The sequence below is a fragment of the Bacillus cereus group sp. BfR-BA-01524 genome (assembly GCF_022662595.1).
GTDB classification, from domain to species: Bacteria; Bacillota; Bacilli; order Bacillales; family Bacillaceae_G; genus Bacillus_A; species Bacillus_A thuringiensis_S.
In genome coordinates this window covers 1-23,011 of sequence record NZ_JAKUDW010000083.1, presented here as the reverse complement: position 1 = coordinate 23,011, position 23,011 = coordinate 1, and the positions used below count along the sequence as shown (strand labels likewise).

Here is a 23,011-nt window from a genome sequence, read left to right as displayed (position 1 = left end):
GTAAGTAAGCTAGAAGCAGAAGAAAAAGAAAATGAACAAAAGCAAGAAGTAGAAATTTCTAATGTAGTTGAATTAGAAACAGGCAAGCAAGAAGAAGTAAAACAAGAAAAAGAAATGCCGAAAAAACAAACGTCTATGCCTATAGAGAATGTGAATGTAAAAGCAGTTGTAACAGTATTAATTCTCGGCATGTTCGTTTCTATTTTAAACCAAACAATCATTAACGTTGCATTGCCTCCGTTAATGAATGAATTTAACGTATCAACTTCAACGGCGCAATGGTTAATTACAGGATTTATGCTTGTAAATGGTATTTTAGTACCGATTAGTGCCTTTTTAGTTTCACGATTTACGTATCGTAAATTATTTGTAGCAGCAATGTTATTCTTCACTGTAGGGTCTATCATTTGTGCTATATCAGGAAACTTTACAATGATGATGACAGGTCGTATTATTCAAGCGGTCGGTGCAGGTATTTTAATGCCAGTTGGTATGAACATCTTTATGACGTTATTCCCGCCTCATAAGCGCGGAGCAGCGATGGGATTACTAGGTGTTGCAATGATTTTAGCGCCAGCTATTGGACCAACTGTAACAGGCTGGGTTATTGAAAACTATAGCTGGAACTTAATGTTCTATGCGATGTTTATTATCGGTTTAATTATTACGTTCCTATCTTTAAAATTCTTTACACTCGCTCAACCAGTGTCTAAAACGAAATTAGATGTATTTGGTGTAATTAGTTCAAGTATTGGACTAGGTAGCTTACTGTACGGATTTAGTGAGGCTGGAAATAATAGTTGGACTAGTGCAGAAGTTGTTATTTCACTTATCATTGGTGTAATTGGTTTAGCATTATTTATTTGGAGAGAGTTAACAACGGACAATAAAATGCTTGATTTACAAGTATTTAAATATCCAGTATTTACTTTCACTTTACTAATTAACGCAATTGTAACGATGGCGTTATTTGGAGGTATGTTATTACTTCCGGTATATCTGCAAAATATTCGCGGCTTTACGCCAATTGAATCAGGTTTATTATTACTCCCAGGATCATTAATCATGGGTATTATGGGACCTATTGCAGGGAAATTATTTGATAAATACGGTATTCGTCCGTTAGCGATTGTTGGGTTAGCTATTACAACGTTCGCGACATATGAATTTACGAAGTTATCAATGGATACACCATATAGCGTTATTATGACGGATTATATTATACGTTCAATTGGTATGTCATTCATTATGATGCCAATTATGACAGCTGGTATGAACGCACTGCCGATGAAATTAATTTCTCACGGTACAGCAACGCAAAATACGTCAAGACAAGTAGCTGGTTCAATCGGAACAGCGATTTTAATCACACTTATGACGCAACAAACAACTGCTCACGTAGCAGATTACGGCAACATGTTAACAACTTCAAACCCAATATTAGTTGATAAAGTACACGGCATGGGTCAAAGCTTAGCTGCTTTAGCTGGATCAGCTCAAGCAGGAGATGCGATGAGCACACAACTATTATATGGACAAATTTCAAAGCTATCTGCAATTAACGGTATTAACGATGCCTTCTTAATTGCAACGATACTAGCAGGTATTGCTTGGGTGTTATCGTTCTTCTTACAATCAGGCAATAAACCAAATAGAAAAGCAGGGAATTAATTTCCCTGCTTTTTGTTTTCCTATAAAAGTATTCAATTAGATATAGAATGAATCACCTGCAGACATGAGTTCCCAGAAAATAACCCCCAGTAGTCCCGCAATAAAAATAATAAATCCTATGTTGCGTATACTTTTAATTTTTGCTTGTAATCCACTTACTCCTGCCGATAATCCAGTTAAAGAAAACAATATCCAATATAAAGTAGTTGAAATAGGGAGGATTGTCTCGCTATTCACCCCCATGCTCCAAAAAACAAAAGGTAGCGTTACAAAGGAAAAGCTAAGTACCCCCAATAAACCAATAAATAATTTCCGATGTTTAATACTAGTAATAATTAAAAAAATACCACCGAAAAATCCGCATAAAACAAGAAGGGGCATATAAACAATCCAAAGGAAGCTAAACATATATAATCTCCTTTTATGTAATAAGCTATATTTTACTACGTAAGGTTTATTTTGGATATTATTAATAAATATGTATAAATTGATAGAAATGAGAAGTACAAATACGGATTATCAAAAACGCTAACCGCAGAAGAGTTTGAAGTTATGAGAAAAGAGTAAAAAGAGGTATCGCGATGATACCTCTTTCAACTCAAGAATGCCAACATGTTATTCATAATATGAAATAACATAGCTGGAATAATGGACTTTGTTTTTTTACATAAAATGGCCATTAATAATCCCATAAAGAAAGTAATTACCATTACCCCAAGTGAGTATGTATGAGCGATACCGAAGAAGAAACTTGTTACGATGGCTGCAATCCAAAATGGAAAGCGTTCTGAGAAGAAGCGAAGTATAAAACCACGGAAAATAAGTTCTTCAAAAATGGGTGTGAGTATTGCAAAGCTGAGAAGTAATAATATTTGATATTGCTTAAAGACGTCTAAGCTTAGTGCGGAAGATTGCTGCTTTGTTGCGTCTTGGAACACATAATTTAACAAGATGTAATTGAGTATGATGTTGATAACGAAGAAAAGAAGTAAGTATACGTATGTGCGCCATTCTTTCAGTGTTTTAAAGTTAAAAGATTTTAGTAGTAATTTTTTTGCGGGTTCGAATTTAAAAATGAAGAATAACAATACAGCTAGTTGTAATACGGTACTTGCAGTATTTGCAATAGATTCATATAGGGCAACTTGTTTTTTATCTGTAAGACCTGCTGTATAAATTGCTAATGGCATTGCGAGGAACACAGTAATAAGTCCGGTTCCGAAAAAAGCGAATAAAACGGAGCTAATAAATTGTCCCCATGACATAGAGTATTTCTGTTCATTAGAAAGCTGTGTAGCGGGTTGCATTTGTAAAATCACCTCTGTTATATTTATATATTTAATTATAAAGTAATTTGTTTTTGAATGTAACATTTAAATATTACATATAAAGTGAAACTTTAATCATTGGGGAGGTTCATCCCCCACTGATTATCAGCCCTCACCAATCGGGCTTTTACGGGCAGTTGATTCCCCACCTAACTTCCTCGTCTTTGCTGAATTTCGAGGTGGGGGTCTTACTGCCCGTTAATGCGGGATAAAGGTTTATTTTCCATAAAATAATAAAAGAGGTATCACCCTGTAGTGATGCCTCTTTCTCATTGATAACTATGTTCTGCCTTGTTATTCAATTTGGCTTGCTCTATTTGCAATTCACGCTCTACCAATCGATCTAATTGCTGAATAGCTTTAAGTGCTTTTTCATAAGAAATCGTTCTATAATGATGAGCTCCGCCTGGTTCTTCATCTGCTTCGTCTGCCCATTTAATAATGCTTTGAAGAGATGTTCTTTCAATTTCTTGTTCCACTAAGAAAGAATCTGTATGCAGAAGGATTGCGATAGAAATTTCTTTTGCTAGTTTTGGATGCTCTCCCAATCTAATAAGCAATTTATGTGCTCTTTCTGCGCCTTTAATTGCATGGATATCATTCTTTTTATATAAGTCATAGTCCCATTCGCCGCCTGTGTACCACGTATGATGTCCGATATCATGAAGGAAACCGGCCTTTGTCGCAGCATCGACTGAGGCGTGATGCTTTTTGGCTAGGTGAAACGCATGGTAAGCGACAGCGATCGCGTGGACCATTCCAGAACGGTTTACGTATTTTTGTGTAATGTGATGTTTAAAAACTTGTTCAAGCGTAATACGGTGCATAAAACATTCACTCCTTTTATCTAATGATGTATACGAAGAAAAATCGATCGGTTTAAATGTATTTTGAACATTGTACTCCATCATAGTTCGTTAGTAAAGTAGAAATGTTTAGGAGAAGAAAAATTTTTCCGTAAAAAAAATCACCTTTGCTTATGCGAAGGTGATTTTCAAATTGCTTATTTTTTTAATCCTTGCTCTAGTGTTTCTAACATTTCGTGCTTTTCATTTTCATCAGCGTTTTTCCAAATAACTTCAAATAAAACGCCAAGGCCTGGAAGCATTTTTTCTTCACCGCTTTGAATTGCATCGACAATTGTTTCTTGTAATTGATCTTGTGAATTACCAGATACATTCGCTAATACGGCACCGCGTAAATTAAAACTCATTGCTTTCACCTCTTCTTCAGAATTGAAACTGACGTTAGTTTTTGTTCTTTTTTATGTAAATATGTATGAAAAATAGGCTATAATGATAAGACAAGAAGAGAGGGAAATACATATTATGAAAAACATTGATTCAGTACAAAATCCGCGTGTAAAGCAGTGGAAAAAGCTGCAAACGAAAAAAGAACGCGATAAAAAAGGTTTATTTTTTGTAGAAGGATTCCACTTAGTCGAGGAAGCTTTGAAGGCAGGAATTGTAACAGAACTTATCGTTTCAGATCAGACGGATCTTCCGAAAGATTGGACAGTTAATGATGTGGAAATGTATATCGTACCTGAGGCGATTGTAAAAGTACTTCGTGAAACAGAAACGACACAAGGTGTATTTGCTGTTTGTGAGAAGCATGAGAAAGAAGTAGCTCTTACTGATGGGAAATTCCTTTTATTAGATGGCCTGCAAGACCCAGGTAATTTAGGAACAATTATTCGTACAGCTGATGCAGCTGGTATTCACGCCGTTGTGCTTGGAGAAGGTTGTGTTGATGTTTACAATAGTAAAGTACTCCGCTCTACACAAGGTTCTATTTTCCACTTACCAATTGTAAAAGGGGACTTAGAAGAATGGGTAGACAAGTTAAAAGAAAATAACGTTCCTGTATATGGAACAGCTCTTGAAAATGGAGTTCCGTATGGTGAAGTAACTCCGGCCGGAAGTTTTGCATTAATTGTTGGAAATGAAGGAAATGGCGTACGCCAAGAAATTCTTGCAAAAACGGATCAAAACTTGTATATTCCGATTTACGGTGGGGCAGAATCATTAAATGTTGCGGTTGCAGCAGGGATTTTAACGTATTATTTGCAAAGCCCAGTTGCGAACAAATAAAAAACTTCTTATAATAAGTTGAAGTATATTATATTAAAAGTTAAATAACGAAAAACGTTGATAGAGAAGAGTAACTTACAAAATCGCCATATAGGGAGAGAATGCCTTAGACTGAAAGCATTCTTATGGTAGACGGAAGTGAATTCACCTCTGGAGTTGACGCCAGGACCATATATATGTAAAGGCGTTCCGGTCAGAATTGATCGTTATAACTAATGAGTGGGCAGACTTGTTCTGTCAATTTAGGGTGGTACCGCGAATTTACCTCGTCCCTTTTTGGGAGCGAGGTTTTTTTATTTTTAAAATTAGGAGGGTTCCAAAATGGAAGCACGTTTAAAAGAGCTAAAGCAAAAAGCGTTAGAGCTTATTGAAGAAGCGAAAGAGCTAAAGGGCTTAAACGACGTACGCGTAGCGTATTTAGGAAAAAAAGGTCCAATTACAGAAGTATTACGCGGCATGGGAAAATTATCAGCAGAAGAGCGTCCACGTATGGGAGCATTAGTAAATGAAGTACGTGAAGCAATTCAAACGCGTCTAGAAGACAAAATTGGTAACTTAGAAAAAGCAGTAATTGAAGCGAAATTAGCTACGGAAACAATTGATGTTACACTACCAGGTCGTCCTGTTGAAACAGGTTGTCACCATCCGTTAACAGCTGTTGTTGAACAAATTGAAGATGTATTCATCGGTATGGGTTATGAAGTAGCTGAAGGAACAGAAGTAGAAAAAGACTACTACAACTTCGAAGCACTAAACTTACCGAAAGATCACCCAGCACGTGACATGCAAGATACATTCTACATTACAGAAGAAACGTTACTACGTACACATACATCTTCTGTGCAAGCACGTACGATGGAAAATAATAAAGAAAAAGGCCCAATCAAAATTATCTGTCCTGGTAAAGTGTATCGCCGCGATGATGATGATGCGACGCATTCACATCAGTTCATGCAAATTGAAGGTCTTGTAATTGATAAAAACATTCGTATGAGTGACTTAAAAGGTACACTGCAAGTATTCGTGAAAAAGATGTTCGGTGAAGATCGTGAAATCCGTCTTCGTCCAAGTTTCTTCCCATTCACAGAGCCATCTGTAGAGATGGATATTTCTTGTATGATGTGTCACGGTAAAGGTTGCGGCACTTGTAAAGGAACTGGCTGGATTGAAATTCTAGGCGCAGGTATGGTTCACCCGAACGTACTTGAAATGGCTGGTTATGATTCAAAAGAATATCAAGGTTTCGCATTCGGTATGGGCGCAGAGCGTATCGCAATGTTGAAATACGGCGTAGATGACATTCGTCATTTCTATACAAATGATGTACGTTTCTTACAACAATTCAAACGAGCGTAAGGGAAGGAGAGGATAAATATGTTCGTATCATATCGTTGGTTACAAGAGTATGTAGATATTAAAGATGTAACAGCACAAGAACTAGCAGACAAAATCACGAAAAGTGGTATTGAAGTAGAAGGCGTTGAAGTATTAAATAAAGGTGTAAAAGGTGTTGTAGTTGGTCACGTATTAGAATGTGAAAAACACCCAGAAGCTGATAAATTAAGCAAATGCTTAATCGATATCGGTGAAGAAGAACCAGTTCAAATTATTTGTGGAGCTGCTAATATTGCAAAAGGTTTAAAAGTACCAGTTGCAAAAGTTGGTGCTGTACTTCCTGGTAACTTCAAAATTAAAAAAGCAAAACTACGTGGTGAAGCTTCTCACGGTATGGTTTGTGCTCTTCAAGAGCTTGGCATTGATGGAAAGTTAGTTTCAAAAGACTATGCAGATGGTATCTTCATCTTCCCAAGTGACGCTGAAGTTGGTGCGGATGCACTTGAAATTTTAAACTTACACGATGAAGTACTTGAGCTTGGTTTAACACCAAACCGTGCAGATTGCTTAAACATGTTAGGTGTTGCATATGAAGTGGCTGCTATTTACGGCCGCGAAGTAAAACTTCCAGCTATCGAATTACAAGAAACAGCAGAAAAAACTTCTGATTATATTTCTGTAAGTGTAGAAGCGAAAGAAGAAAACCCATTATACATTGCAAAAATGGTTAAAAACGTAAAGATTGGTCCATCACCAATGTGGATGCAAACTCGTCTTATGGCAGCTGGCATTCGTCCAATTAGCAACGTAGTTGATATTACAAACTACATTTTAATGGAATACGGTCAACCGTTACATGCATTCGATTACGATAAATTAGGTTCAAAAGAAATCGTTGTTCGTCTTGCAAAAGAAGGCGAAAAAATTGAAACTTTAGATGATCAAGAGCGTACATTACAAAGCCACCACCTTGTAATTACAAACGGAACAAAAGCTTTAGCTGTTGCTGGTGTAATGGGCGGAGCGGATTCTGAAGTTACAAATGAGACAGTAAACGTTCTAATTGAGTCTGCATACTTTGCAGGTCAAACAGTGCGTCGCACATCAAAAGACTTAGGTCTTCGTAGTGAATCAAGTGCACGTTTCGAAAAAGGAATCGACCCAACACGTACATTTGAAGCAATTCAACACGCAGCTGCTTTAATGGCGAAATACGCTGGCGGAGAAGCACTTGAAGGTGTAGTAGAAGCTGACAACTTACAAGTACAAGAGCGTACAGTATCTGTTACTGCTGAAAAAGTAAACCGTGTATTAGGTACAAACATTTCTGCGAGTGAAATGGGTACAATGTTCACAAACTTGAAATTCCCATTCACAGAAGTAGAAGGAACATTCCATGTAAATGTACCAGCACGTCGTCCTGATATTACAATTTCAGAAGACTTAGTAGAAGAAGTGGGCCGTCTATACGGTTATGACCACATTCCAGTTACATTACCTTCTGGAACGATGACTCGTGGTAAATTAACATCAGCACAAACGAAACGTCGTAAAGTACGTCGCTTCTTAGAAGGTGCTGGTTTATATGAAGCAATCACGTATTCATTAACAAGCGCTGACAAAGCGAAACAATACATGGTTGAGCCAAACGAAAAAGCACCTGTAAACCTTGCGCTTCCAATGAGCGAAGAGCGTAGCCAACTTCGTTTAAGCTTAGTGCCACAATTGCTAGAAGCAGTTTCATACAATGTTGCTCGTAAAAACGACAGCGTTGCTTTATACGAAGTAGGTTCTATCTTCTTACCAACAGAAGCAGGAGAACTTCCGAAAGAAGAACAACACCTTGCAGGTGTTATGACAGGTCTTGCTCTTCACCATGCATGGCAAGGTGAGAAGAAAGTAGTAGACTTCTTCGTTATGAAAGGTGTACTAGAAGGACTATTCGACGTACTTGGCGTTTCAAACCAAATCACATATGCACCAGCAAAACGTGAAGGTATGCATCCAGGCCGTACAGCTGACATCGTATTAGATGGCGAAGTAATTGGTTTCATCGGTCAATTGCACCCAGAAGCAGAAAAACAATTAGATGTGAAAAATACATTCGTATTTGAACTATCTCTTGTAAAAGTATTCGGTGCAGACGCTGAAGAAACTTACTACTCAGCAATTCCGCGTTTCCCATCTATGACACGTGACATGGCTGTTGTGGTAACAAAAGAAACAAAAGCTGGTGAAATGAAGCAAGTCATTGCTGAAGCTGGCGGAGAACTTCTGAAAGACGTAACACTATTCGACTTATACGAAGGTGAAAAAATGGAAGAAGGCAAGAAATCACTTGCATTCTCTATGACTTACTTCGATGCAGAACGTACGTTAACAGATGAAGAAGTAACAGAAGCGCATAACCGTGTATTAACAACGGTAGAAGAGAAATTTGGTGCGGAGTTACGTAAGTAATTAGAAAATTGCCGGATTCATTCCGGCAATTTTTTTTATTGCACAATCGTCGACAGATGTCGGTAAGTCGATATATTACAAAAATCGCTTATATATTTTCTGGCATCTTGCATCTTTCTCTCGAATGTAGTACATTAATTTTAGTTTAACAAAATGAAAGACGATGATAAGGAAAAGTAGTATATACTATAATCCAAAGCGAGTCAGGGGCGGTGAGAGCCTGATGAGGCGGTATATGTGAAGAACACCTTGGAGTTGCTAACCGAAATTGAATCTTGTATTCAAGAGTAGACTTAGACGGGAAGCCGGCCTGTTACAAACCGGGAAGTATGTATTACATACGAGTTAAAGTTGGTCTTTATGACAAATTGGGTGGTACCGCGAAGTTTAACCTTTCGTCCCTTTATGGATGAAAGGTTTTTTTGTATTTAAATATATCAGCAAAGGAGAATTTCACTATGGAAAACACATTAGTAAAAAGTCTGTATAGAGATACAGAAAAGTATGCAGGTCAAACAGTACAAGTATCAGGGTGGATTCGTAACTTACGTGATTCAAAAGCATTTGGTTTCATCGAATTAAACGACGGTAGCTTCTTCAAAAGCGTTCAAATCGTTTTCGATACAGAATTAGAGAACTTTAAAGAAATTGCAAAGCTTCCACTTAGCTCTTCAGTGAAAGTAGAAGGTAAAGTAATTGCAACGCCTGGAGCGAAGCAACCATTTGAAATTAAAGCAGAAAAAATTGATATCGAGGGCTTATCAGATTCTGATTACCCACTTCAAAAGAAGCGTCATACGTTTGAATACTTACGTACAATCGCTCACTTACGTCCAAGAACAAATGCATTCTCTGCAACGTTCCGCGTACGTTCTATCGCAGCATTTGCGATTCACCAGTTCTTCCAAGAGCGTGGATTTGTACATGTTCACACACCAATCATCACTGGTAGTGATACAGAAGGTGCTGGCGAAATGTTCCGCGTAACAACACAAGATTTAAACAACGTACCAAAAGGTGAAGACGGACAAGTTGATGAATCAAAAGACTTCTTCGGTAAAGAAACAAACTTAACAGTAAGTGGACAGCTGAACGCTGAAGCGTATGCATTAGCATTCCGTGATGTATATACATTCGGACCTACATTCCGTGCGGAAAACTCAAACACAACTCGCCACGCTGCTGAGTTCTGGATGGTTGAGCCTGAGATTGCATTCGCTGAGTTAGGCGATGTAATGGATCTTACAGAAGATATGCTGAAATATGCAATGAAATATGTATTAGAGCATGCACCAGAAGAAATGGACTTCTTCAACAGCTTCGTTGATAAAACAGTTCTAGAGCGTATGAACAACGTGATTAACTCTGACTTCGGTCGCATCACATATACAGAAGCAATTAAAGTACTTCAAGAATCAGGTGCTGACTTCAAATACCCAGTAGAATGGGGTATTGACTTACAAACAGAGCATGAAAGATACTTATCAGAAGAAATCTTCAAACGCCCTGTATTCGTAACTGACTACCCGAAAGACATTAAAGCGTTCTACATGCGTATGAATGAAGATGGAAAAACAGTAGCTGCTACTGACCTTCTAGTTCCTGGCATCGGCGAATTAATCGGCGGAAGTCAACGTGAAGAAAGAATGGACGTTTTAGTAGACAGAATTAAAGAATTAGGTATGAACGAAGAGGACTACTGGTGGTACTTAGAACTTAGAAAATACGGCGGTACAAAACACGCTGGATTCGGTCTAGGTTTCGAGCGCTTCCTAATGTACATCACTGGTATGGCTAACATCCGTGACGTAATTCCATTCCCAAGAACTCCAGGTTCTTCTGAGTTTTAAGATATGAAAAAGCGAGAGGGTTTCCTCTCGCTTTTTATTTTGCATAGTTTATTATCTCGTAGCAAAAAGTAACGCGAAGGGGTGAATATAAATGAGTAAAAAAGTGAAAAAAGATCATTCAAGGTCAAGCCTTGGTTCTCCAGAAGTAGAAGGACAAGGAACGACGACACATGAAACAGGTTCACATAAAGTACCTTCATCAAATAAGAAGCAGAAACGAAGCTAACATAAAAAAGGAGAGTCTTGGCGACTCTCCTTTTTTCATGTATTACATCTTCTTATCGTTAATTTCTTTTGTAATTTTATCTACATCTTTGTCTAATCGATCTAAATAGAAAAATCATAGTAAACTCATGAACACGTAATAGATGAAGGCTATCAGATATGTTTTCGAATGTGGATTTAGTAGTGAAGAAAGCTCCCCAAATGGTAGAAATAGTGAGGTAAGAAAGAGGACCTATGATGTGTACGAAAGCATAAAGTACCTTTTTTACTTTTACAGCGTTCATATGAAAAACCTCCTATTTCTAATCATACATTCAAGTTCCTCACAGAAGTGTTGTAGTTTTGCTGGATTATGTATTAACAAGCGGGCATCGTGTTTCCCGATAAACCTGCGGATCCGAAAGTTTAATAAAAAAGATCGACCATAACGCTCTATTAAATCGTTGAACTCTCGTTGTTCACTTAGTAGCTGAATGTTTTCCCTAATTTCGAACTGTCTTTCATGTGGATCACCTAGTAAAATATTTAGAATCATTTGTAGAAGTAGCAATGGGAATCTCCTTATATGTCAGAATAATCTGTATATTATAATTGTAACAAAACTATAAGGACAATAGTAGGGTGAAACAAAAAACAGGAGTTTGTAGGCTCCTGTTTTTGTCGATACTATTTTAATAAGCGAAACGCCTTCTCCGTATTAGCGAAATGCAGTTTCACAAACTCGGGTAATCGTTCTTTACCAAGCTTTTGAATTAATTTAGCTGCAGCAATATCAACTTGTTTACCAGCACCTTTTGGAAGTGGCATACCAGCTTTTTTACTTAGTTCGTCAAACTGTTTTACGAATGAGTAGCGAGCTAAAATAGAAGCAGCGGCTACTGCTAAATGGACGCTTTCACCTTTCGTAGCGAAATAAACATTTTCACGCTGTACCTGTTTTTGTTTTGCTAAATATTTATAGTATGTATCAGGTTGTGTGAATTGATCGATTAAGACGCCTTCAGGTTTTGTAGGTGCCATTTTAGCTAATAAGTTTGTAATAGCTTTATTGTGTAGTAAAGCTTTTAACTTACCTTGGTTGTTTCCTTTATCAAATAGCTCGTTATATTTTTCATTATGAAGGACAAGGGAGCTATAAGGAACAACGTGTAGAAGTTGTTTCGCAATGGCAGTAATTTGATCGTCATTTAAGTTTTTAGAGTCTTTTACACCAAGTTCTTTTAGTAGTGGAATTTGCTTTGCATCTACATATACAGCAACGACTGTCATCGGTCCAAAGAAATCTCCCGTACCAACTTCATCAGACCCTACAATAGACATTGTACTGATGGAAGCAGGCGGTGCATAACGGTGGGAATCAACAGATTTTTTTACAGCTGTTTTGGGTGTTTGAGAGACAGTTTGCCAACGAGAAGCTTCTGCTTCAGCGCGGCCTCCTTGGAACATTACTTTTCCAGATTTATACGCTGTGATTGTGCAAGATGGCACTTTTGCCATGAAGATTCCGCCTTGCGGAGTTTTCGGGCTAAGCGAATGTTTATATTGTTGTTTCATGTCTTCAATTACTGTAGAATTTGTTTGAATTACGATAGAATTTGACATAATGGTCACCCCTTTTTTTATATTGTTATTTTTATCATATCGGATTGTTCTTTCTGTTTCCATATTATGAAGGTTCATGGTATGATAAACTTTAGGATTCTGTACGTGATTGGAGGCCGGTGAGTTGTCACAACAAAAGGGAAAGAAAAGTCGAATTAATGTAGAAATCTATGGTCAGCAATATTCAGTTGTTGGCGATGAAAGTACAAGTCATATCCGCATGGTAGCAGCGATTGTGGATGATAAAATGCGCGAACTCAATGCCAAGAATCCTTCGCTTGACACGAGTAGACTAGCGGTATTGACGGCGGTAAACGTCATACACGATTACATAAAATTAAAAGAAGAACATGAGAAATTGAAAGAAAGTATGACAAAAAAAGGAATGGAATAACATGATTGATATTATTATCATTTTACTGCTTGTTATGGGATTTTTCCTCGGCTTACGCAGAGGGTTTATTCTGCAACTTGTAAAGTTAACAAGCTTTATTATCGCATACCTTGTTGCATACTGGTACTGTAAAGATTTAGCGCCAGCACTTGCGAAATTTATTCCGTATCCATTTGATAAAAACGTATCTGTTCCAGAATGGATTGATGCAAATAATATTGAGACAGTATTTTATCAAGCGCTTGCGTTTATCATATTGTTTATTATCACAAAAATTGCACTTTCATTACTTGGTAATTTGTTAAATATGTTTGCAGAAATACCGGTTTTAAAGCAAGTAAATGCGTTTGCGGGGGCAATCCTCGGATTTTTAGAAGTATATATTATTTTGTTTGTCTTAATTATCATTGGAAACATACTTCCGATTGAACAAGTACAAACACCATTACAAAAATCATCAATTAGCAAAATAATTGTAGACGATACACCGATTCTATCTGAAAAGGTGAAGGAACTATGGCAGACAGGTAGCAGAGTATAACTTCTCTTTTTTCGGAAAGAGAAGTTTTTTTCTATGAAAGAAAGGCGGGGCAATGATGAAAGTAAATAAAAAACAAGTTATTAAATTATTAGAGACAATCGGACTTTTTATGGAACTAAAGGGTGCGAATCCATTTAAAATATCTGCATTTCGTAAAGCGGCAGCAGCATTAGAAAGTGACGATCGTAGTCTTTCTGAAATTGAAGATTTCACAAAGATTCCAGGAATCGGAAAAGGAACAGCAGCCGTTATTCAAGAATATATAGAATCGGGAACATCTGAAGTATTACAAGAACTTGAGAAAGAAGTACCAAGTAGCTTATTGCCGTTATTAAAACTACCAGGACTTGGTGGTAAAAAGGTAGCTAAGTTATATAAAGAACTTGGTGTTGTTGATATGGAATCGCTAAAAGCTGTTTGTGAGGAAAATAAAGTACAGGCTTTAGCAGGTTTCGGTAAGAAGACAGAAGAGAAAATATTAGAAGCAATCGATCAAGTAGGCTCTCGTCCAGAGCGTTTACCAATTGCGATGGTATTGCCTATTGCCGGGGAAATAGAGGAGAAATTGTCGAATGTTGCTGAAGTAATTCGTTTCTCTCGCGCTGGTAGCTTACGCCGTGTTCGTGAAACAGTGAAAGATTTAGATTTTATCATTGCAACGACAGAACCAGCAGCGGTACGTGAGCATTTACTACAATTCGATAATATGATTGAAGTAATCGCGAGTGGAGATACGAAAGTTTCTGTCCGTCTTCAATATGAATATGATATTTCAATTGATTTTCGTTTAGTAAAACCAGAAGAGTTTATTACAACTCTTCACCATTTCACAGGATCAAAGGACCATAACGTAAAAATGCGTCAAATCGCAAAAGATAAAGGCGAGAAAATTAGTGAGTACGGTGTAGAGAACTTGGAAACAGGTGAAGTGAAAACATTTGAGACTGAAGAAGACTTCTTCGCTCATTTCGGTCTGCCATTTATTCCGCCAGAAGTGCGTGAAGATGGAAAAGAAATTGAATTAATTAAAGAGTATCCAAACTTAATTCAGTTTTCCGATATACAAGGTGATTTACATATGCATACAACTTGGAGTGACGGTGCTTTTTCTATTGAAGAAATGGTACAAGCGTGCCGTGCTCGTGGATACAAGTTTATGGCGATTACTGATCACTCGCAATACTTGAAAGTAGCGAATGGTTTAACGAAAGAGCGTCTTCGTGAGCAAGCGAAAGAAATTGAACGTATGAATGAAAAGTATCCAGACATTACAATTTTACGCGGAATTGAAATGGACATTTTACCAGATGCCTCGCTTGATTTTGATGATGAAGTATTAGAAGAATTAGACTATGTCATTGGAGCGATTCACTCTAGCTTCTCACAAGACCGTGAAACGATTATGAAACGTCTGCGTACTGCACTTGAGAATAAACATGTCACAATGATTGCCCATCCGACAGGACGTCTTCTCGGGCGCCGTGAGGGTTATGATGTAGATACAGATTTATTAATTGAACTCGCAAAAGAGACAAATACAGTTTTAGAATTAAATGCGAATCCGAACCGTCTAGATTTAAGCGCGAAATTATTAAAACAAGCACAAGATGCTGGTGTAAAAGTAGCGATTAATACGGATGCTCATACACTTGAAATGTTAGAAGATATGGAAACAGGTGTAGCTGCAGCACGTAAAGGTTGGATTCAAAAAGATAACGTGATTAACACATGGGATATTGAACGTTTATTAGACTATATTAAACGTAATAAGTAACACAAGGGGGACCTGCAACATGTTAGAAAGAACGTTGCGTGTATTAGAATACAATAAAGTAAAAGAACAATTACTTGAACATACAGCCTCTTCACTTGGCCGTGATAAAGTGAAGAATTTAGTGCCGAGCACTGATTTTGAAGAAATTGTAGAAATGCAAGATACAACGGATGAAGCAGCGAAAGTCATTCGTTTAAAAGGTAGTGCACCATTAGGTGGCATTACGGATATTCGCTCAAATGTGAAGCGTGCAAAGATTGGAAGTATGTTAAGCCCGAATGAACTACTTGATATTGCGAATACGATGTATGGTAGTCGTAATATGAAACGTTTCATTGAAGATATGGCTGATAACGGTGTCGAGCTTCCGATTTTAGAAACTCACGTCGCTCAAATTGTATCTTTATATGATTTAGAAAAGAAAATTACAAATTGCATCGGTGATGGCGGTGAAGTAGTCGATAGCGCGAGTGATAAACTGCGTGGTATTCGTACTCAAATTCGTACTGCGGAAAGCCGTATTCGTGAAAAGTTAGAAAATATGACGCGTTCTTCAAACGCACAAAAGATGCTGTCTGACTCGATTGTAACGATTCGTAACGAACGTTACGTAATCCCAGTAAAGCAAGAATACCGCGGCGTATATGGCGGTATTGTTCACGATCAATCTGCTTCTGGACAAACGTTATTTATTGAACCACAAGTAATTGTAGAATTAAATAATGCACTACAAGAAGCACGTGTGAAAGAAAAACAAGAAATTGAACGCATCTTATTAATGTTAACAGAAGAAGTGGCAGTAGAAGCCGATATCGTTTTATCAAACGTAGAAGTAGTTGCAAATCTTGATTTCATCTTTGCGAAAGCTTTTTATGCGAAGCGAATTAAAGCAACGAAACCAATCGTAAATAACGAGCGTTATATGGATTTAAGACAAGCTCGTCACCCGCTAATCGATCCAGAAATTATCGTGCCAAATAACATTATGCTAGGTAAAGATTTCACAACAATTGTTATTACAGGACCGAATACAGGTGGTAAAACAGTTACGCTGAAAACGGTTGGTATTTGTGTATTAATGGCGCAATCTGGCCTTCACATTCCAGTAATGGATGAGTCAGAGATTTGTGTATTTAAAAATATCTTTGCTGATATTGGTGATGAGCAGTCGATTGAACAAAGCTTAAGTACGTTCTCCTCACATATGGTGAACATTGTAGATATTTTAGAAAAAGCTGATTTTGAAAGCTTAGTTTTATTTGATGAATTAGGTGCTGGAACAGACCCGCAAGAAGGTGCTGCACTAGCCATTTCGATTTTAGATGAAGTATGTAATCGTGGTGCTCGTGTTGTTGCTACGACGCATTACCCAGAATTAAAAGCGTACGGATATAACCGTGAGCAAGTTATTAATGCGAGTGTTGAGTTCGATGTGAACACATTAAGCCCAACGTATAAATTATTAATCGGTGTACCAGGTCGTAGTAACGCCTTTGAAATTTCGAAGCGCCTTGGATTATCTGATCGCGTTATTGACCAAGCACGTAACCACATTAGTACAGATACAAACAAAATTGAGAATATGATTGCGAAGTTAGAAGAAAGTCAAAAGAATGCAGAGCGTGACTGGAACGAAGCAGAGGCACTTCGCAAACAATCTGAGAAACTTCATCGTGAGTTGCAACGTCAAATTATTGAGTTTAACGATGAGCGTGATGAAAAACTATTAAAAGCGCAAAAAGAAGGGGAAGAAAAAGTCGAAGCTGCGAAGAAAGAAGCAGAAGGTATTATTCAAGAACTTCGTCAATTGCGTAAAGCACAGCTTGTAAATGTGAAAGACCATGAGCTTATTGAAGCGAAGAGCCGTCTAGAAGGAACAGCGCCAGAGCTTGTGAAGAAACAAAAAGTAAACGTGAAAAACACTGCGCCGAAACAACAGTTACGTGCAGGCGATGAAGTAAAAGTATTAACGTTCGGTCAAAAAGGTCAATTACTTGAAAAAGTAAGCGATACAGAGTGGAGCGTACAAATCGGTATTCTGAAGATGAAAGTAAAAGAATCTAATATGGAATACATTAACACACCGAAACAAACAGAGAAAAAAGCAGTCGCAAGTGTGAAGGGTAGAGATTACCACGTTTCATTGGAACTTGATCTTCGCGGTGAACGTTATGAAGATGCAATGATGCGCGTTGAAAAATATTTAGACGATGCCCAGCTTGCAAGTTATCCTCGTGTATCAATCATTCACGGTAAAGGAACAGGAGCGCTTCGCCAAGGTGTACAAGATTACTTGAAGAAGCACCGCGGCGTGAAGAATTACCGTTACGGTGACATGGGCGAGGGAGGCCTAGGCGTAACAGTTGTCGAATTAAAATAGCAAACAACGAAACAAAGGGGAAACCATTATATGTTTATGGACAAACTTGCAAAAGTATTGTTAGCTTGTTGTGGAATATTTTTGGTGATTGGGGTTATTTATTTAGTTGTTTTTGCGAAGTGAAAAAGCGTCAATCGTGGCATAATGATATTGCCATAGATTGACGTTTTTATTATATATGAAAAGGAACAAAACATGAAAATCAACCAATACATAAGCGAAGCAAAATCTTGCTCAAGACGCGAGACAGATCGCCTTATTAAAGCTGGACGCGTGGCTATTAATGGCGAAATATGTACGCACGGTGCACTTGTGAGCGATGGTGATGTTGTAACGATTGATGGGCAAGTTATTGTAAAAGAAGAGAAAGAAAAGGTGTACATAGCCTTTCATAAACCAGTCGGGATTACTTGTACAGCAGCTGATCATATTGAAGATAATATTATTGATTATATCAATTACCCAGAGCGAATCTTTCCAGTTGGGCGATTAGATAAAGCATCAGAAGGACTTATTTTATTAACGAATGATGGCGCGATTGCCAATCAAATTTTACACGGTGATCACGAACACGAGAAAGAATATGTTGTCACAGTCGATAAACCTTTTACGGACTGGTTTATTGATGAGATGTCCAGCGGTGTAAAGATTAAAGATGGTATGACGAAGCCGTGCAAAGTGACGAGAGTCGATCAATCAACATTTCGTATCGTTTTAACGCAAGGAATGAACAGGCAAATTCGTAGAATGAGTCGTGCTTTCGGATTTACTGTAATAAAGCTAAAGCGAGTGCGCATTATGAATATAGAGCTAAATGAGCTTGGAGTAGGAAAATGGCGGAACATTGCAACTGAGGAATTAGAGATATTAAAAGGGCAGTTATAGGGAGGAAAAATTTTCTCCCTATATTTTTTTGTCAGAAAAAATAAAACTATTGATTTTTTAAAAAATAGCCCATATAATAAAAAACAACAAGTTTCGACAAGATATTTTATAAAAGTAATGATGAGGACATGAGTTGTATTTTACGATTCTCAGAGAGGGGAGCCTTAGGCTGTGAGCTTCCTAATACGAAAAGACAAGCTTACCACCTCTAAACTTCAAGAGTGAACTGCATGCATGATGCATTGTAATTCTTGACGGATAAAACCGTTATCAATTTACACGAGCTATAAAATGAGCTTATTTTGCTATAAATTCATTTTATTAGAATAAGGGTGGAACCACGATTTCAACACTCGTCCCTTTGTTAGGGACGGGTGTTTTTTGCGTTCTTTTACGGGGAAGTATGCTTGAAAGAGGATATGTGACGGATTTAGATTCAGAATATTTTGTCAATTAATTATTTTAGGAGGTTAGCAGAAATGAAATCAACTTTAAAGTTTTCAGAGATGTTTGCAATAAGTTTAATGTTATTTGCACTGTTTTTTGGTGCAGGTAATATGATTTTTCCACCAGCGTTAGGGCAAGGTGCTGGAACGGACGTATGGATCGCACTGTTTGGTTTTATCGTAACAGGGGTTGGACTACCTTTATTAGGAGTAATTGTTATAGCTTTAAAGGGAGATATTAATGAGCTAGCAGGACGTGTACATCCTATATTCGCACTTGTTTTTATCACTGCAATTTATTTATGTTTAGGCGTATTCGTAAGTGTGCCGCGTACAGGAACAGTAGCTTATGAGATGAGTGTTGCACCGTTTTTACCAAGTGAGATAGCTGGTCAGTCATATCCACTTGTTATCTTTACACTTATTTTCTTTGCAGTCACTTTCTATTTAGCTTTAAATCCTTCGAAATTAGTGGGTCGTATTGGTAAAGTGCTAACTCCAATACTATTAGCTGTTATTGCAATTATCGTAGGTAAAGCACTTATTACACCAATTGGAGAATTTGGTGCACCGACAGAAGCGTATAGTGCTCCTCTCTTTAAAGGATTTATTGATGGATATTTAACTTTAGATGGACTTGCAGCACTGGTATTCGGAAATGTTGTAATTCATGCGTTAAAAGAAAAAGGCATTACAAATAAAAACAGTATTGCAAAAGTAACAATCTTTGCAGGATTTATTGCAGCGCTTGGTTTACTACTTGTATATTTAGCGCTTGCTTATCTTGGAGCTTCTAGTGTGTCACTTGGAATGGGCGCAAACGGAGGAATTATTTTAACAAATGTCGTGAATCATTTATTTGGTAGCTACGGAACTTTATTACTAGGGATCGCAATTACAGCAGCATGTTTAACAACTTCTGTAGGTATTGTTGCAGCTTGTGGAGAGTATTTCTCTTCCTTATTACCAAAGCTTTCATATCAAAAAGTCGTTTTCATTTTCTGTGTATTAGCATTTATGGTAGCAAACCTTGGGTTAACTCAGTTAAATGCATTAGCATTACCAATCTTAATCGCCATTTATCCAATTGGAATCGTACTTATCGTATTATCACTTGTTGAAAACTACGTTCGTCTTCCATTAGCGATGTATGTGGGCGGGATTGTAGGAGCATTTGCAATAAGTTTCTTTGATGGGTTACACAATGCAAACCTTCAAATTGCAGCGCTAGCACCTATTTTAGATAAGATTCCATTATATAGTGTAGGAATTGGTTGGTTAGTTCCAGGCATAATCGGTATAGGATTTGGTTATATAGTTTCTAAGTTTCAAAAGCAGGAAATTGCTGTAGAAAAATAGAGAAAAGAGGCTTTCTATAATAGAAAGTCTCTTTTTTTGTAGAAAAAGCCATATATAGAGAAATTCAGATATTAAAAATTTTATACGTAATATAGTTGACAAAAAATTTATGAGTAGGCTAAGATTGACTTAGTTGTGGAAATATTGGAAGGGAAGTGAGGGAAAAGGGGTTTCTATAACTAAAGTGTTGTTAGGGGGAAGAGGTGAAAGAAGAGGAGAAGAGATAGTTTATTTTTTTTGATTTATATTGAGAATGATAATCAATAAATAAGTTTTGTAATTTTTTCTCAGTGTCTATGCCTTCATACAAGGAATAGGGTGAGATATTATTTTTAACATTCAATGAGAATGATAATCAATAATACTTATGTTACATAAAAGAATGCTAATTAAATAATAGGTAGAAGAGATTATTTTTTTCTTATAAATTGAGAATAATTATCATTTTCAAAAAGTGAAGTGAAAGATAACCAAGGAGGAAACAAGAAAAATGAAAAAGGTTTCTGTATTACCCGCTTTTATTATAACGTTCGTATGTATGCTAGCTTTTCTTGTAATGCCATACGGGAATGCTTCAGCAAAACTAGCTGATGGTACTTACGATATTAATTACGTAATTCAAAAAGCGGAAAATGATTCAGCTTCAATGGCAAATGACTATTTTGAAAAGCCAGCAAAATTAATAGTGAAAAACGGTGAGATGAGAGTACAAGTTCCGATGAATCATAGTGCTTGGATTACAGAATTTAAAGCACCAGAGAACGGGGATTTTGTTGATGCGAAAGTTGTTAGTAAAGATGAATCGGCAGATAAAAGAACAGTAGAGTTTAAAGTAGATGATTTATCCAAACCAGCAGCTGTAAAAATTCATGTTGTTGTACCAAATGCAAACTATGACCACCACTACACAATTCGTTTTGCTTTTGATGCAAATGTAAAAGCTGTAGGTGGCGATAACGGCGTAGCTGCTACAACAAAAAATAATGATCAAGCGAAAACAGATACACAAGTAAAAGAAGAGAAAACAAAAGCAGAGAGTAAGGAAACAGCTAAAGAAGCGAACAAAGAAACAAAAAATGAAAATGGAAAAGCTGAAAAAACAGATAACCCAAAAACAGGCGATGAAGCACGTATTGGATTGTTTGCAGCGTTAATTCTTATTTCAGGTGCTTTCTTAATTCGTAAAGTGAAATTGAGTAAATAAATCTTTTGAAGGGTGATGAATATATGTTTAAACAATTTAAAATGATTATTGCCGTATTTGCTGTTTTATTTACGTTTATCGCAACACTAGGTTTACAAGAGGCAAAGGCTGCTACAAAACTAGCTGATGGAAAATATAATATTGCTTTTACTGTATGGAAAGGCGATAAAGATGAATCGTCTAGAATGAATAGTTATTTTGAAAGCCCAGCAACATTAACAGTTAAAAATGGAAAACAATATGTTTCATTTAAAGTGAAAGATAGTGCTTCTATTAAAAGTTTCCAAGTAGAAAAAGATGGTCAATTTGTAGAAACAACCGTGTTAAGTGAAAACAAAAAAGATAATACTAGAGTTGTAGAATTTGAAGTTGCTGACTTGTCAAAAAAACTAAATGGCAAGGTGAAAATTAATATTCCAATTATTAATTATAATGCTTCGTATGATATTCGCTTTGTATTTGATGGGAACAGTATTAAATAATTTTCAAAAGGGAGAGTCGTTCCATTGAACAGGTATACAAAAATTATTGTTGCTATGTTTTTAATGATATTTACATTCGTATCAACATTACAACCACTTGCAGTTCAAGCAGCTACCAAGTTGGCTGACGGTGAATATTCAATTGGCTTCAAAGTTTTAAAAGATACATCAGATGAAGAATCGATGATGAATCAATATTCAGTAAGCCCGGGAACTTTAAAAGTGAAGGATGGGAAAAAGAAAGTATCCTTTACATTAACGAATAGTTCATGGATTACGAAGTTTGAAACAGAAAAAGCAGGTAAGCTAGTTGCGACAAATGTAATTAGTGAAGATAAAGAAAAAGATACAAGAGTAGTAGAATTTGATGTAGAAGATGTAGAGAAGGTATTAAACGCAAAAGTAAAAGTAGATATTGATTTTTTAAATTATCATCATGAGTACGACGTTCGTATTGCATTTGATCAAAATAGCATTACACCAATTCATGTAGAAAAACCAAATGAAAAAGAGGACCCAGCTAATAAGCCAGATCCCAATGAAACTACCGATCCAGGTCAGAAGCCCGACCAAAAGCCTGACCCAGATCAACAACCAAATTCTAACACAATTACAGATGGTGCGTACAGCATTCCATTTAAAGTGTTAAAAGATCAAACAGATGAAGAATCTAAGATGAATACTTACATGGTAAATCCAGGAGTATTAAAAGTAGAAAACGGTAAGAAAAAAGCAATTGTAACACTAAAAAGTAGCTCATTAATTAAAAATTTCCAAACGGAAAAAGATGGCGCATTTGTTGATGCAAAAGTAGTGAGTGAGGATAAGGAAAAAGATACAAGAGTAGTAGAGTTTGAAGTAAACGATTTATCTAAAAAACTAAATACAAAAGTATTTATCGAAATGGCATCAAGAAATTATAAGCAAACGCATGATGTACAACTTTTATTTGAACAAGATAAACTTGAACAAATTAAAAATG

Annotated in this window: 21 protein-coding genes, 1 pseudogene and 3 other annotated features; of the genes and pseudogenes, 15 read left to right on the top strand and 7 right to left on the bottom strand. The window is 36.8% G+C overall.

Going from position 1 to position 23,011, the window contains the following annotated elements:
• Positions 1-1,671: DHA2 family efflux MFS transporter permease subunit (locus MR170_RS23320; protein WP_242309506.1), on the top strand; the 1,671-nt coding region annotated here is incomplete at its 5' end.
• A 36-nt stretch (positions 1,672-1,707) separates the two neighbouring features.
• Here the strand turns inward: MR170_RS23320 and MR170_RS23315 are convergent.
• The 4 genes from MR170_RS23315 to sspI form a co-directional block, all read right to left on the bottom strand.
• Entirely contained in the window at positions 1,708-2,079 is a 372-nt protein-coding gene (locus MR170_RS23315) for a DNA-binding protein (RefSeq protein ID WP_242309504.1), read from the bottom strand.
• A 185-nt stretch (positions 2,080-2,264) separates the two neighbouring features.
• Positions 2,265-2,978: a CPBP family intramembrane glutamic endopeptidase gene (locus MR170_RS23310; protein ID WP_242309502.1), complete on the bottom strand. Its 714-nt coding sequence runs from the start codon at positions 2,976-2,978 to the stop codon at positions 2,265-2,267.
• 290 nt (positions 2,979-3,268) lie between these two features.
• Entirely contained in the window at positions 3,269-3,826 is a 558-nt protein-coding gene (locus MR170_RS23305) for an HD domain-containing protein (protein ID WP_000554805.1), read from the bottom strand.
• 176 nt (positions 3,827-4,002) lie between these two features.
• A complete protein-coding gene (gene sspI, locus MR170_RS23300; protein ID WP_000009509.1) occupies positions 4,003-4,212 on the bottom strand; it encodes a small acid-soluble spore protein SspI in 210 nt (69 codons plus the stop codon).
• Between the two features lie 82 nt (positions 4,213-4,294).
• Here sspI and MR170_RS23295 point away from each other — a divergent pair, with 82 nt between their 5' ends.
• From MR170_RS23295 to MR170_RS23275, 5 genes are all read left to right on the top strand, one after another.
• On the top strand, positions 4,295-5,092 hold the full coding sequence (locus tag MR170_RS23295) for a TrmH family RNA methyltransferase (protein WP_016080112.1): 798 nt from the start codon (positions 4,295-4,297) through the stop codon (positions 5,090-5,092).
• Positions 5,093-5,140: 48 nt separating this feature from the next.
• Positions 5,141-5,369 (top strand) — a binding site (T-box leader).
• 44 nt (positions 5,370-5,413) lie between these two features.
• Positions 5,414-6,448, top strand: a complete 1,035-nt coding sequence (gene pheS, locus MR170_RS23290; RefSeq protein WP_000388220.1) for a phenylalanine--tRNA ligase subunit alpha — start codon at positions 5,414-5,416, stop codon at positions 6,446-6,448.
• An 18-nt stretch (positions 6,449-6,466) separates the two neighbouring features.
• The gene (gene pheT / locus MR170_RS23285; RefSeq protein WP_048563969.1) at positions 6,467-8,887 is read left to right on the top strand and encodes a phenylalanine--tRNA ligase subunit beta; all 2,421 of its coding nucleotides are present in this window, start codon (positions 6,467-6,469) and stop codon (positions 8,885-8,887) included.
• A 154-nt stretch (positions 8,888-9,041) separates the two neighbouring features.
• Positions 9,042-9,293 (top strand) — a binding site (T-box leader).
• Positions 9,294-9,345: 52 nt separating this feature from the next.
• Positions 9,346-10,737, top strand: coding sequence for an asparagine--tRNA ligase (asnS, locus tag MR170_RS23280; protein WP_000432189.1), 1,392 nt, complete (start codon positions 9,346-9,348; stop codon positions 10,735-10,737).
• A 91-nt stretch (positions 10,738-10,828) separates the two neighbouring features.
• Positions 10,829-10,963, top strand: a complete 135-nt coding sequence (locus MR170_RS23275; protein WP_000039592.1) for a YuzL family protein — start codon at positions 10,829-10,831, stop codon at positions 10,961-10,963.
• Positions 10,964-11,005: 42 nt separating this feature from the next.
• On the opposite strand, the pseudogene MR170_RS23270 reads toward MR170_RS23275, so the two are convergent.
• From MR170_RS23270 to rnhC, 3 genes and pseudogenes are all read right to left on the bottom strand, one after another.
• Positions 11,006-11,246, bottom strand: a pseudogene (locus tag MR170_RS23270) (hypothetical protein).
• A complete protein-coding gene (locus MR170_RS23265; RefSeq protein WP_016080116.1) occupies positions 11,243-11,512 on the bottom strand; it encodes a hypothetical protein in 270 nt (89 codons plus the stop codon). The pseudogene MR170_RS23270 and the gene MR170_RS23265 overlap by 4 nt, the downstream one beginning before the upstream one ends.
• A gap of 116 nt (positions 11,513-11,628) precedes the next feature.
• Entirely contained in the window at positions 11,629-12,564 is a 936-nt protein-coding gene (gene rnhC, locus MR170_RS23260) for a ribonuclease HIII (RefSeq protein ID WP_098138677.1), read from the bottom strand.
• Positions 12,565-12,688: 124 nt separating this feature from the next.
• On the opposite strand from rnhC, the gene zapA reads away from it, so the two are divergent.
• The 9 genes from zapA to MR170_RS23215 form a co-directional block, all read left to right on the top strand.
• Positions 12,689-12,958, top strand: coding sequence for a cell division protein ZapA (zapA, locus tag MR170_RS23255; protein ID WP_000082701.1), 270 nt, complete (start codon positions 12,689-12,691; stop codon positions 12,956-12,958).
• 1 nt (position 12,959) lies between these two features.
• Positions 12,960-13,499, top strand: coding sequence for a CvpA family protein (locus tag MR170_RS23250; protein WP_000565409.1), 540 nt, complete (start codon positions 12,960-12,962; stop codon positions 13,497-13,499).
• A 55-nt stretch (positions 13,500-13,554) separates the two neighbouring features.
• On the top strand, positions 13,555-15,273 hold the full coding sequence (polX, locus tag MR170_RS23245; RefSeq protein WP_078993665.1) for a DNA polymerase/3'-5' exonuclease PolX: 1,719 nt from the start codon (positions 13,555-13,557) through the stop codon (positions 15,271-15,273).
• A gap of 19 nt (positions 15,274-15,292) precedes the next feature.
• The gene (locus MR170_RS23240; protein ID WP_016080118.1) at positions 15,293-17,653 is read left to right on the top strand and encodes an endonuclease MutS2; all 2,361 of its coding nucleotides are present in this window, start codon (positions 15,293-15,295) and stop codon (positions 17,651-17,653) included.
• Positions 17,654-17,848: 195 nt separating this feature from the next.
• Positions 17,849-18,538, top strand: a complete 690-nt coding sequence (locus tag MR170_RS23235; protein ID WP_242309500.1) for a 23S rRNA pseudouridine(2604) synthase RluF — start codon at positions 17,849-17,851, stop codon at positions 18,536-18,538.
• Between the two features lie 108 nt (positions 18,539-18,646).
• Positions 18,647-18,902 (top strand) — a binding site (T-box leader).
• A gap of 115 nt (positions 18,903-19,017) precedes the next feature.
• Complete coding sequence (gene brnQ6, locus MR170_RS23230) at positions 19,018-20,343, top strand: branched-chain amino acid transport system II carrier protein BrnQ6 (protein ID WP_242309498.1); 1,326 nt, start codon at positions 19,018-19,020, stop codon at positions 20,341-20,343.
• A 490-nt stretch (positions 20,344-20,833) separates the two neighbouring features.
• Positions 20,834-21,547 (top strand): heme uptake protein IsdC, encoded by a 714-nt coding sequence (gene isdC / locus MR170_RS23225; protein WP_226604810.1) that lies wholly within the window; start codon positions 20,834-20,836, stop codon positions 21,545-21,547.
• A gap of 23 nt (positions 21,548-21,570) precedes the next feature.
• Positions 21,571-22,029: an NEAT domain-containing protein gene (locus MR170_RS23220; protein WP_226604814.1), complete on the top strand. Its 459-nt coding sequence runs from the start codon at positions 21,571-21,573 to the stop codon at positions 22,027-22,029.
• Between the two features lie 24 nt (positions 22,030-22,053).
• A partial coding sequence (locus MR170_RS23215) for an NEAT domain-containing protein (RefSeq protein WP_242309496.1) occupies positions 22,054-23,011 on the top strand: 958 nt, incomplete at its 3' end.

Bases quoted from the DNA above. Each gene is read 5' to 3' on its own strand.
- MR170_RS23315 (WP_242309504.1), bottom strand. From the start codon at position 2,079: ATGTTTAGCTTCCTTTGGATTGTTTATATGCCCCTTCTTGTTTTATGC.
- MR170_RS23310 (WP_242309502.1), bottom strand. From the start codon at position 2,978: ATGCAACCCGCTACACAGCTTTCTAATGAACAGAAATACTCTATGTCA.
- MR170_RS23305 (WP_000554805.1), bottom strand. From the start codon at position 3,826: ATGCACCGTATTACGCTTGAACAAGTTTTTAAACATCACATTACACAA.
- sspI (WP_000009509.1), bottom strand. From the start codon at position 4,212: ATGAGTTTTAATTTACGCGGTGCCGTATTAGCGAATGTATCTGGTAAT.
- MR170_RS23295 (WP_016080112.1), top strand. From the start codon at position 4,295: ATGATAAGACAAGAAGAGAGGGAAATACATATTATGAAAAACATTGAT.
- pheS (WP_000388220.1), top strand. From the start codon at position 5,414: ATGGAAGCACGTTTAAAAGAGCTAAAGCAAAAAGCGTTAGAGCTTATT.
- pheT (WP_048563969.1), top strand. From the start codon at position 6,467: ATGTTCGTATCATATCGTTGGTTACAAGAGTATGTAGATATTAAAGAT.
- asnS (WP_000432189.1), top strand. From the start codon at position 9,346: ATGGAAAACACATTAGTAAAAAGTCTGTATAGAGATACAGAAAAGTAT.
- MR170_RS23275 (WP_000039592.1), top strand. From the start codon at position 10,829: ATGAGTAAAAAAGTGAAAAAAGATCATTCAAGGTCAAGCCTTGGTTCT.
- rnhC (WP_098138677.1), bottom strand. From the start codon at position 12,564: ATGTCAAATTCTATCGTAATTCAAACAAATTCTACAGTAATTGAAGAC.
- MR170_RS23250 (WP_000565409.1), top strand. From the start codon at position 12,960: ATGATTGATATTATTATCATTTTACTGCTTGTTATGGGATTTTTCCTC.
- polX (WP_078993665.1), top strand. From the start codon at position 13,555: ATGAAAGTAAATAAAAAACAAGTTATTAAATTATTAGAGACAATCGGA.
- MR170_RS23240 (WP_016080118.1), top strand. From the start codon at position 15,293: ATGTTAGAAAGAACGTTGCGTGTATTAGAATACAATAAAGTAAAAGAA.
- MR170_RS23235 (WP_242309500.1), top strand. From the start codon at position 17,849: ATGAAAATCAACCAATACATAAGCGAAGCAAAATCTTGCTCAAGACGC.
- brnQ6 (WP_242309498.1), top strand. From the start codon at position 19,018: ATGAAATCAACTTTAAAGTTTTCAGAGATGTTTGCAATAAGTTTAATG.
- isdC (WP_226604810.1), top strand. From the start codon at position 20,834: ATGAAAAAGGTTTCTGTATTACCCGCTTTTATTATAACGTTCGTATGT.
- MR170_RS23220 (WP_226604814.1), top strand. From the start codon at position 21,571: ATGTTTAAACAATTTAAAATGATTATTGCCGTATTTGCTGTTTTATTT.